The 9,929-nt window shown below is 57.0% G+C and carries 8 protein-coding genes, 1 tRNA gene and 1 pseudogene; 3 read left to right on the top strand and 7 right to left on the bottom strand.

What is annotated here, in order from left to right; genetic code table 11:
• Nucleotides 1–1,828, top strand: a pseudogene (locus tag VKV29_RS01530) (hypothetical protein); the annotation flags it as partial.
• Nucleotides 1,829–2,079: 251 nt separating this feature from the next.
• Here VKV29_RS01530 and leuD read toward each other — a convergent pair.
• The 7 genes from leuD to VKV29_RS01495 all read right to left on the bottom strand — a co-directional run bounded on the left by leuD (nucleotide 2,080) and on the right by VKV29_RS01495 (nucleotide 7,817).
• The gene (gene leuD, locus VKV29_RS01525; RefSeq protein ID WP_324199529.1) at nucleotides 2,080–2,712 is read right to left on the bottom strand and encodes a 3-isopropylmalate dehydratase small subunit; all 633 of its coding nucleotides are present in this window, start codon (nucleotides 2,710–2,712) and stop codon (nucleotides 2,080–2,082) included.
• 6 nt (nucleotides 2,713–2,718) lie between these two features.
• Nucleotides 2,719–4,107: a 3-isopropylmalate dehydratase large subunit gene (leuC, locus tag VKV29_RS01520; RefSeq protein ID WP_343217321.1), complete on the bottom strand. Its 1,389-nt coding sequence runs from the start codon at nucleotides 4,105–4,107 to the stop codon at nucleotides 2,719–2,721.
• A 31-nt stretch (nucleotides 4,108–4,138) separates the two neighbouring features.
• A complete protein-coding gene (locus VKV29_RS01515; protein ID WP_324199527.1) occupies nucleotides 4,139–4,960 on the bottom strand; it encodes a class I SAM-dependent methyltransferase in 822 nt (273 codons plus the stop codon).
• 4 nt (nucleotides 4,961–4,964) lie between these two features.
• Nucleotides 4,965–5,552, bottom strand: coding sequence for a hypothetical protein (locus VKV29_RS01510; protein ID WP_324199526.1), 588 nt, complete (start codon nucleotides 5,550–5,552; stop codon nucleotides 4,965–4,967).
• Complete coding sequence (locus VKV29_RS01505) at nucleotides 5,549–6,322, bottom strand: FadR/GntR family transcriptional regulator (RefSeq protein WP_324199525.1); 774 nt, start codon at nucleotides 6,320–6,322, stop codon at nucleotides 5,549–5,551. The genes VKV29_RS01510 and VKV29_RS01505 overlap by 4 nt, the downstream gene beginning before the upstream one ends.
• A 57-nt stretch (nucleotides 6,323–6,379) precedes the next feature.
• Nucleotides 6,380–6,898, bottom strand: coding sequence for a hypothetical protein (locus VKV29_RS01500; protein WP_324199524.1), 519 nt, complete (start codon nucleotides 6,896–6,898; stop codon nucleotides 6,380–6,382).
• Between the two features lie 673 nt (nucleotides 6,899–7,571).
• Nucleotides 7,572–7,817 carry a hypothetical protein gene (locus VKV29_RS01495; RefSeq protein WP_324199523.1) on the bottom strand — a complete coding sequence of 82 codons (246 nt, stop codon included), beginning with the start codon at nucleotides 7,815–7,817 and terminating at the stop codon, nucleotides 7,572–7,574.
• A 17-nt stretch (nucleotides 7,818–7,834) separates the two neighbouring features.
• Between VKV29_RS01495 and VKV29_RS01490 the strand changes: the two genes are divergently transcribed.
• Both VKV29_RS01490 and VKV29_RS01485 read left to right on the top strand, forming a co-directional pair.
• Nucleotides 7,835–7,907: transfer RNA gene (locus VKV29_RS01490), tRNA-Arg, on the top strand.
• 155 nt (nucleotides 7,908–8,062) lie between these two features.
• On the top strand, nucleotides 8,063–9,748 hold the full coding sequence (locus tag VKV29_RS01485; protein WP_324199522.1) for a diguanylate cyclase: 1,686 nt from the start codon (nucleotides 8,063–8,065) through the stop codon (nucleotides 9,746–9,748).
• Nucleotides 9,749–9,929 lie beyond the last annotated feature (181 nt).

The raw sequence follows: 9,929 nt of genomic DNA, 5'->3' as shown, positions 1-9,929 counted from the left end.
CCCCTATCTCTTCGCCTATTCCAACGGTAAACCCTATTTCCCCATAGGGGAGGATATGTGTTGGGCCGGGGCCGGTGGTTCCACCGATTTCAACCGTTGGCTGGCCGATCTAAGCGCTCACGGCGGAAACTGGATTCGGCTTTGGATGTTTCATTGGCATCATACCGACATCGAATGGAGCGGCCCACCGCCCGGAAAGGGGGAAGATCGTTTTGTCGGAACGCACGGTTTGGGTTACTACGCGCTCGATAACGCCTGGATGGTGGATAGAATCCTCGATTTGGCCGAGAAGTACCATGTCAACGTGATGCTCTGTTTGGGAACCTACGGCGAATTCACCACCGGCGGCTACTTTAATGAAGGCATGTGGGCACAGAACCCTTACAACGCAGCCAACGGAGGGCCTTGCCAGAAACCAGACGATTTCTGGACGAACCCCATGGCGCAAAAGGCTTATAAGCAGCGTTTGCGTTACCTTGCCGCACGCTACGGTTGGCGTACGAACCTCTTCGGCTGGGAGTTTTGGAACGAGGCCAACCCACCCGCCAGCTGGGTGCAGGTGATGGGAGACTACTTGAAGGGGATGCGTGCCGATGCCGGACATCCTGCCGACCCTTATCATCATCTCGTTAGCACCACCTACGGCAACCCCGCCATTTGGCAACTGCCTGAGGTGGATTTTACGATGACGCATAACTACGGCACCGGCAATATTCCCGATTGGGCACCGGTGGTACATCGCGACGCCCTCGAAAATCGAAAATACGCTAAACCGCACTTTATGGCCGAGTTCGGCATAGACTGGCGAGCGTCAGATGCAAAATATGACCCCGAAGGAAAAGGGGTGAACCTACATAACGCGTTATGGTCGTCCATCGTATCTGGCGACGCCGCTACGGCCATGATCTGGTGGTGGGACGACTACATCGCCCCCAAAAACCTCTATTTCGTGTTCGATGCACCCGCCAAGTTCATCACTTCGGTGCCGTGGCAAGAGGGTATGTGGCAGCCGGCGACATGCGACCCTCCGAGAACATTAGGGCAAAAGAGCGTGTTTTACGATGCCGTTTTTACACCCCAACTGGGTTGGGCACGCTCGGCGGAGAACTTTACGCTCACCTCTACAGGGAAGGTAGAGGGCGGCGCGTTGCCGATGTATCTGTTCAGCCCCGGTAAGCCCGACCTGCGCAGTGTTCCCACCTTCCATGTTCATTTCACGAAACCGGGGCAGTTTATTCTTCACGTCTATCAGGTCTCGAATTTTGCAAATCTACAGGTGCTTCTCGACGGGAAACCGGTCGCAGAATTTAACCTTCCTGCAGCTCCACCCAAAAACGGAGAAAAGCCACCCTACAAAGAGACTCAATTCGAGCCGCAGTATAATATCTATCTGGCTACCTACGATAAAGAGTATGCCGTTGATGTGCCCGCCGGCGACCACACCATCACCCTAAACGTTGTAGATGGCGACTGGGTAAGCCTCAATTCGATCATCTTAACCGGCTATCTCGATGGACGTTATGCACCGTTGGACTGCTATGCGCTTACCAACGGCAAAATGGCGCTGCTGTGGGTTCAGAACAAAGCCTCTAATTGGATGAATGTCTACTCCCATCGTCCTATCCATCCCGTAGATGCCACCACAACCGCCCTCCACGGCTTGGCCGATGGACGCTACCGTGTTGTTTGGTGGGATACCACAACCGGTAAAATAACAGATACAACAGAAACTGTTTGCCGCGATGGCCGGCTCCCGCTGTCGCTCCCGCCCATCGCGACCGATCGGGCCGCTCAGATATGGCCTGTCACCACCTCGGCGCATCGGTGAGCAACTCAGTGTTAGTGTCGTCTGCATTGTAAGATGCGGACTGTAGGGACCGGGTAGGCGCATACCCCTACAGCCCCCAACCCCACAGCCGGTGGGCATTGAAACTCAAGATTTCTCGCCTTCGGCTCGAAATGACAGTTGTTCATCTTACCGGCTCTGCATGACCGATGCTCTCCCTCAAGGGTACCCCCTACCGCCCCACCCCTCCCCCTATAGGGGGAGGGGAGACCAACAAGATCATCAGCAGTTTTCTATGATAAGCTTTCCTTCTCCGCTGCAACGCCACGAAGCCAAGTCGGGCGGCGCTTCTCGAAGGCTGCGATCGCTTCTTCATGTTGGAGGGTAAGCCCGATGTCGTCCAACCCGTTGAGCAGGCAATGACGCCGGAAGGGGTCTATTTCAAAGGGGACAACCAGTCCCTCCTCATCGGAAACCGTTTGGGCTTCGAGGTCTACCGTTAGCCGGTAGCCAGGACGCTCTTCGGCGGTGCGCAAGAGTTGGTTAACCGTCTCTTCGGGAAGACGCACGGGCAAAAGGCCATTCTGAAAGCAGTTGTTGTAGAAAATATCGGCGAACGAGGGGGCGATAATGGCCCGAAACCCATAGTCCATGAGCGCCCAAGGTGCATGCTCACGGGAGGAGCCGCATCCGAAGTTCCTGCCGGTTACCAGAATGGTGGCACCTTGATAGGCCGGCGCGTTAAGAATAAAGTTAGGATCGGGCGTCTTGCCGTCGGGCAGATAGCGCCAATCATAAAACAGAAACTGCCCAAAGCCCGTCCGCTCGATACGTTTGAGGAACTGCTTGGGGATAATCTGGTCGGTATCCACGTTCAGCCGATTCAACGGCGCGACGACCCCCGTCACTTTACGAAAAGGTTGCATCGTTTTCTACTCCCATTCTCTAACATCAACGAAATGGCCGGCAATGGCAGCCGCAGCGGCCATTGCGGGGCTAACCAGATGCGTTCTGCCGCCCTTGCCTTGTCGCCCTTCAAAGTTGCGGTTGGAGGTGGAGGCGCAGCGCTCACCGGGTTGAAGAATATCGGGGTTCATTCCCAAACACATGGAGCACCCGGCCTCACGCCACTCAAAGCCGGCCTCTTTAAAAATTCGATCCAGTCCTTCCGTCTCTGCCTGCAGTTTCACGCCGGTCGAGCCGGGCACGACCATCGCCCGCACGCGCGGGTGGACTCGTTTGCCGCGCACAATTTCGGCGGCGGCTCGAAGGTCGGCGAGCCGTCCGTTGGTGCAGGAGCCGATAAACACGCGGTCGAGCGGAATCTCTTGGATAGGGGTGCCGGGTTTGAGACCCATATACTCTAAGGCGCGCACGGCCGCCCGTCGCTTTCCTTCATCGGAGAACTGATCGGGGTCGGGAACGCAGCCCGACACGGGCACCACCATCTCCGGGCTGGTGCCCCAGCTTACATAAGGTTCAATCTGTTCGCCCTGAAGACAGACGGTAGCATCAAAAACGGCGTCGGCGTCGGTGGGCAGGGTTTGCCACCACGCGAGGGCCTGCTCCCATTCGGCTCCCTTAGGGGCAAAGGGGCGCCCTTCAAGCCAGGCGAACGTTTTGTCGTCGGGAGCGATCATGCCGGCACGCGCGCCGGCCTCGATAGACATATTGCAGATGGTCATGCGCCCCTCCATAGAGAGCGCCTGAATGACATCGCCTCGGTATTCCACGGCATAGCCGGTCGCCCCGTCCGTACCGATTTTGCCGATGATGGCCAAGATCACATCTTTGGCGGTAACGCCACGGCCGAGGGTGCCATCTACGCGAATCTCCATAGTTTTAGGGCGTTTCTGCGGAAGGCACTGTGTGGCCAGCACGTGTTCCACCTCACTGGTACCGATGCCGAAGGCAAGGGCGCCAAACGCGCCGTGCGTGCTGGTATGGCTATCGCCGCACACAATGGTCATGCCCGGTTGCGTAAGGCCGAGTTCCGGCCCGATCACGTGAACAATGCCTTGACGGCGACTGTGAATGTCGTAGAGGGTAATGCCAAACTCCTTGCAGTTCCGCTCCAAAGTCTCCATTTGGGCGCGGGAGATGGGATCGGCCACAGGGAGGTTGCGATCGGTTGTCGGCACGTTATGATCCATCGTCGCCACCGTGAGATCGGGGCGGCGCACCTTACGTCCGGCCAGTCGCAGGCCTTCAAAGGCCTGTGGAGAGGTCACTTCATGTACGAGGTGCAGGTCAATATAGAGCAGCGTCGGCTCTCCCTCTGCCTCTCGCACCACATGAGCCTCCCAAATTTTTTCAAACATCGTTTTTGGCAAGGCGCTCACCTCACTTTCTTTAGGATGAAAAGATAGGCGCTCCGTAGCGCTTCTGGGCACGGAGCAGAACGCGCGGCCAGGCGAAGGTAATATCTCCTTCTGGCGTTGCGGTTATAGCAAAACACTGTTTTGCCTGATTGGGCAGGTCGGTTTCAAACAGAGGCCGCAGTTGCGCTATCTGCTCCGCAGAGCAGCCGGCCTTATTTACCCATTCCGAAAAGCGCAGGGGAATAGCCTCTGTTTTCACCTCGCATACCTCAAGGTGGAAGCCGGCTTGGTGGAGCATCTGCCGCCACTCCATCTCCGTATAGTTACGGACGTGAGAGGGATCGCGCAGGGTTTCCACCTGTTGAAACCACTCTGCCGCTGTCGGGTCTGCCGGGGCCACCGTGTCTGCGATAAGCAAGAGGCCTTGGCGCGTCAGCACTCTGTGGGCTTCCTGCAGAAAGGCCGGCACCGAGGTAAAATGGTGCGCCGCCAAGCGGCAGGTAACCCGGTCGAAATGGTGATTGGGCAGGGGAAGTTGTTCCACAGAGGCCAGGAGGAACTCCAGGTTGGTTAGCCCTCTCTCACGGGCCTGATGGGTCGCTTGCTCCAACATGGCTTCCGAAACGTCCACCCCAATGACATATTGAACAGAAGGCGCCACGGCTAGGGCAGTAAAGCCGGTGCCTGTGGCCGCATCGAGAACGGTATGGTGCGGCTGCAGCTCGGCGAGGCGCACAAGAGCGGCCAGCGTCTCCGCACTCCAGCTATTCCAGCGGGCATCGTAGTGGGTTGCCTGGCGATTGAACTGCTCTTTTGCCGAACGGGTCGGGCGCCATGGGTTTTTGTTGGCCATGGTGTTATTCCTTCGTTAAGATTCGCGCCAAAGAGAAGATGGTACCTAGGCACCAACGAACGCCATCTATGGCGCGCTCACGCCGGTAAGGCTCTTTGCCGAGAAAATCTCTATAGATGCCATGCTGGTCAACGTGTTTGCCTAGGTCGGCCAGTACATCGAACGCAGGAGGCAGCGGTATGCCGAGCGCGGTAAGGGTGCGTGCGCACCAATCTAAGAAGTTGGCGATAACCTGCTCGTTGTCTTCATCATGATAGGCCAACAGATGGAGCGTGCGCGCGGCATCTATCAGATAGACGTTTTCCAAGGAGGGTGGACGACGAAACTGCACCGGTATCCCGGCCAACGCAAAGGCCTGTGGGGCCAGCTCAAGATGAGTGAAAAGAATGACCTGGTCTTCCACCAACAAGGGCCTCAGCTCCTGGTTCTGTTCCAGAAGGAAGGTGTAGAAATTAGGCACTTCACTGCGCCCGTCCGTGCGTAGCCCTATCAGGTAGATATCGCTTATCTGCGGCTGTGTGCTGCCGGCTTCAAGGTCGTTGGTGCTGCGTACGGCACCACCCCTCTCCGCACTCTCTTCCTCAAGGCTCATAGGGCTACCTCCTTGCCACAGGGTTTCCGCTGTTGGTGCGCCTGCAGAATCGAATCGAGCAGTTTCGCGCAGAGTGTGTAGGCCGTCTCGCTATCTTGCTGGGCAATGGCTTCGGCGAGCTGCTCGTGCAGTCTGGCCTGCTGTTTCGTGGTGCCGGAGAGGGCGATAACGTCGCAAAGCGCCTCACGATGGACGCTTAGAAAGGATCGAACGAGGTCTACAAAAACCCCGTTTCCGGCTGCTTCCGCAATAGTGATATGAAACGCGATATCGGCTTCCAGAAGGCCTTGTGTATCGTTGCGAAGGCGGCAGCGCTCCCGCTGGGCCAGGAGGCTGCGGAGGCGCTGGAGGTGGGTTTCATTACGGCGTAGGGCGGCCAAACGGGCGCTTTCCGGCTCAAGGGCGCGCCGCACCTCGTAGACCTCCACAATATGGGCGCGTCGGAGGCGTTCGGCCAGGGTCTCCTGTTCGTGAGGCAGGGCACAGACAAAGGTGCCTTGGCCTTGCTTTACCTGAAGCAAACCGGAGTGCGCGAGGGCGCGAATGGCCTCCCGCACGGTCGAGCGCCCCACCTGTAGGGCGTTCATAAGCTCCGGTTCGGCGGGCAAACGACTCCCCACAGGGTACTCGCCGTTGGAGATGCCTTCACGAAGGCGCTGAATAACCTGTTCTACCAGTTGTTGGCGTTGTACGGGTTCGATGTTGCAGCTCCAATCATCAGATCGTCTGATGTTTAGGCGATTATACACGCCGACATGGCGGCCTGTCAAGCCTCCGTGGGCTTAGTGGGCACCTGACAACGGGGTAGAAAAGCCGTGGTTGCGCGTTTAGTCGAGCATAGGGCCTAACAGGGTGCGGAAGCGGATGCGGCAGGAGGTGGCTTGAGGCGAGTCCTCAATGACGATATGGAAGGGCGCTTTATGGTGAGGTAAAACGGGGTCGAAAGCGATGGGGGCCGTTTCGACGTCGAGTGGCAGCCCTTTAGAATTCAACAGTTCCACAACGGCCTGCACATGGCGAAGGGGGTGCGAGGATAGGTTTTGAAAGCTTCCCTTCACCGATACGAACCCCTCCTGGCGTTTGGCCTCTGCGGTGCAGAGGCGAACGGAGGCGTTTGGGGCTATGGAAGGAGCAGAGAGAGGCAACGAGGAGGGGTGCGGTTGGAAGAGCTTTTGGTCAAGCACGACGCCCGCTTCCAGAGCCACCAGCAGGGTGAAGCCGAATATAAGGAGGTGAGGTGGGCGATAGGGTTTTGGCCGCCGCGGGGCGGGGGATTTGGGTAGAGGCTGAGGCTGAACGGGGCTATTCTCTGCCCAAATCGGTAATGCAGACGCCGGTAAGCTCATAAGAAACGATGTCTCCTTCCATCATGGGGCGGAGCGCCCTAGGATAAAACAAGTATACTATTATAGGTAGATACTTGTCAACCATTTTAATGTGATTTTTCGTTCTAAAACCCGCCTTATTATAAGCAGACGTTGTTGTTCTCGGAGCGTGGCAACGGCTTCATTGCTAAATACGTTCAAGGGCATCGTTCGGTTTGCCGCCTAGCGATGGCGAGCGTCTGGCCAGTTCTTTCTAGAGCCAGTTCGCACAGCAAGCTTATCTTGCTCGCCCCCTATCCCGGCCTTTCCCCCTATTAGGGAGAAAGGGGGCGGTTATGCTAATTATCCAACAGAAAAGCCTATCGAAGGAAACCGAGAGTAAGCACATTGGTCGCCTATCTCCTTGTAGGGATAGAGGGGAAGGGCGCCCTGCCCCAGAAAATCTTGCGATTCTCTGGGGACTCCTGTATCGGCCTTGAACAGCTGGTGAGATGAACAACTGTCATTTCTTGTGAGATAGACACCTGTCATTTCGAGCCGAAGGCGAGAAATCTTGAATTTCAATTCCCACTGGCCTTGAGGGGGAGGGGGTGGGACTTTAGAGACTGCCAATCTCGCGGTTCTAGAGGTAGTTTACAACACAAGGCGACTTTGTTCGCCCCCTATCCCGGCCTTTCCCCCGATCCGGGAGGTGCTAGCGCATGGCGATGCAGCGGCCAGAGAGATAGGCGATGAAGAAAACGACACAGGCCGCTGAGGCAGTCAGCTCCTCTCCCAATTTGGGTGAGGGGCGGTAGGGGGTACTCTTGTAGGAAAGGCGCAGTGCGCAGCACCGTCGCTCTTGAGGAGTGGGGGCTGACAACCCCACGGTTCGACGGCCGGGTGGCAGAGAAGCGCAGGTCACTTGACTTTTTGTCTGCGAACCCAGTATACTACTCATGCTTGGTTGGCTTCTGTGCGCCCGTAGCTCAGCGGATAGAGCGACAGGTTGCGGACCTGTAGGTCGGGAGTTCAAGTCTCTCCGGGCGCGCTCTCTGCAGAATTACGGTGTTTGTCCGCCCCACCTAAAGTCTTTCTCGCTGCTTGCCAAAAATAACCCCACTGACCCGATGCCGCGCCGCATCGTTGTTTTGTTTTGTGGCCTTGCTGCTCTGTAACCAACTTTTTTGATGGAGATATACGGAGATGGCAGCATCGGTGCCCTTGCCTCGAAATGAAGAGGAGCGGCTTTGTGCGCTCTCCCGCTATTCCTTGCTCGACACCTTGCCCGAACAGGCGTTTAACGATCTTGTTGTGCTTGCCGCCCAGCTTTGTAAAGTGCCCATCAGTCTCATTAGCCTAGTTGATCGGGATCGGCAGTGGTTCAAAGCGCGTTTAGGGGTGGAGGTGCAGGAGACGCCGCGCGAGTTGGCCTTCTGCAACTACACCATTCTCTCCGGTCGCTTGCTGGTGGTGTCGGATGCTCGGAAAGACCCGCGCTTTCGGCAAAACCCCCTCGTAAGCGGCCCGCCCTACATTCGTTTTTATGCCGGTGCCCCACTCACCACCTCCGATGGCTATGCGTTAGGCACGCTTTGCGTTATAGACACCGTGCCGCGAAGGTTACGCAAAGCCCAAAAGGAGGCACTCATGGCGCTGGCCCGACAGGTTATGAGTCAGATAGAGCTGCGCTTTCAAGGCAAAATGCTCGAAAAACTGGCCGCTACCGACCCTCTTACCGGTGTGAGCAATGTGCGATACTTAAGGCAGCGGCTCGACGAACTCTTTTTACAGTCCCGTCGTAGCCGACAACCGCTCTCCCTAGTAATGCTGGATGTGGATCACTTCAAGGCCTATAACGATACCTTCGGTCATCCGGAAGGCGACCTCGTGCTCCAAAAGCTAGCCCCTATTTTACAAGCCCAGCTCCGAACCGGCGATGTTCTAGGCCGCTATGGAGGCGAGGAGTTTATGGTGATTCTGCCCCAAACCGATAAAGAGACCGCCATATCCCTCGCGGAGCGCTTGAGGCGTGCCATAGAGCAACATCCATGGCTTTTACGCCCCATAACGGCGAGTTTTGGGGTGGCTACCTTGTGTGAGGAGGTGAAGGAGGTTAACGAGCTTATTGAGGAGGCCGACCAAGCGCTCTACATCTCGAAACGTCTCGGCCGCAATCGGGTGACGCATCGCGCGGCGATGGCGCTGGAGGAAGGGGGCACCGAGTTGCTTCAGGTTTCGGAATCGGTGGCAGCCTGTTTGCCTTCGCAGCGGTTTAAGCAGCGGCTCTATCGGCATCTTGAACGGGTCTACAGTGCGACCATCGAGGGATGGTCGCGCATTCTCGATCTGCGCGATAAGGAGACGGAAGGGCATAGCCAACGTGTAACGGAGCTATCGGTGCGTTTGGCCCAGCAGATGGGCTTTTCCGAGCGTCAACTTGTTTATGTACGATGGGGGGCTTTGCTGCACGATATCGGGAAGATAGGCATTCCGGACAGCATTCTCCATAAGGCCGGCCCGCTGACGGAAGAGGAGTGGGCGATCATGCGGCGTCATCCGGAGTATGCCTACCAGATGCTCTCTTCTATTCCTTTCTTGCGTCCGGCTTTAGATATTCCCTACTGTCATCATGAGCGATGGGATGGCAGCGGATACCCTCGTGGGCTTCGCGGGGAGGAGATACCGCTGGCCGCGCGCATTTTTGCGGTTGTGGATGTGTGGGATGCCCTGCGTTCGGATAGACCGTACCGCAAAGGGTGGCCGGAAGAGAAGGTCCTGGAGTACCTTTGCGATCAGTCGGGGCACCATTTCGACCCGGAGGTGGTAGCCCAGTTTTTCAAACTGATCGGCCACCAAAGCCTCCTTACCAATCGGCAAAAAGCGGCCTAAGGGCCTTACTGGCCACAGTGCAGCGGCTTCGCTGGTAAGGGGAAGGTTATCATAGAAAACGCCGATAGGGGTAGGGCGTCGGCCTTGAGGGGGTAGGGGGTGGGGCTGGAGAAACCGCCATTCTCACGGTTCTAGAGGCAGTTTACAAAACAAGACGACTTTGTTCGCCCCCTATCCCGTC

The organism is Chthonomonas sp. (assembly GCF_035294165.1).
GTDB lineage: Bacteria > Armatimonadota > Chthonomonadetes > Chthonomonadales > Chthonomonadaceae > Chthonomonas.
This window is presented reverse-complemented; position numbering and strand designations above follow the sequence as displayed.

Coding starts and splice junctions, on each gene's coding strand:
- leuD (WP_324199529.1), bottom strand. CDS start 2,712: ATGCAACCTTTTCGTAAAGTGACGGGGGTCGTCGCGCCGTTGAATCGG.
- leuC (WP_343217321.1), bottom strand. CDS start 4,107: ATGTTTGAAAAAATTTGGGAGGCTCATGTGGTGCGAGAGGCAGAGGGA.
- VKV29_RS01515 (WP_324199527.1), bottom strand. CDS start 4,960: ATGGCCAACAAAAACCCATGGCGCCCGACCCGTTCGGCAAAAGAGCAG.
- VKV29_RS01500 (WP_324199524.1), bottom strand. CDS start 6,898: ATGAGCTTACCGGCGTCTGCATTACCGATTTGGGCAGAGAATAGCCCC.
- VKV29_RS01485 (WP_324199522.1), top strand. CDS start 8,063: ATGGCAGCATCGGTGCCCTTGCCTCGAAATGAAGAGGAGCGGCTTTGT.
- VKV29_RS01510 (WP_324199526.1), bottom strand. CDS start 5,552: ATGAGCCTTGAGGAAGAGAGTGCGGAGAGGGGTGGTGCCGTACGCAGC.
- VKV29_RS01495 (WP_324199523.1), bottom strand. CDS start 7,817: ATGAGTAGTATACTGGGTTCGCAGACAAAAAGTCAAGTGACCTGCGCT.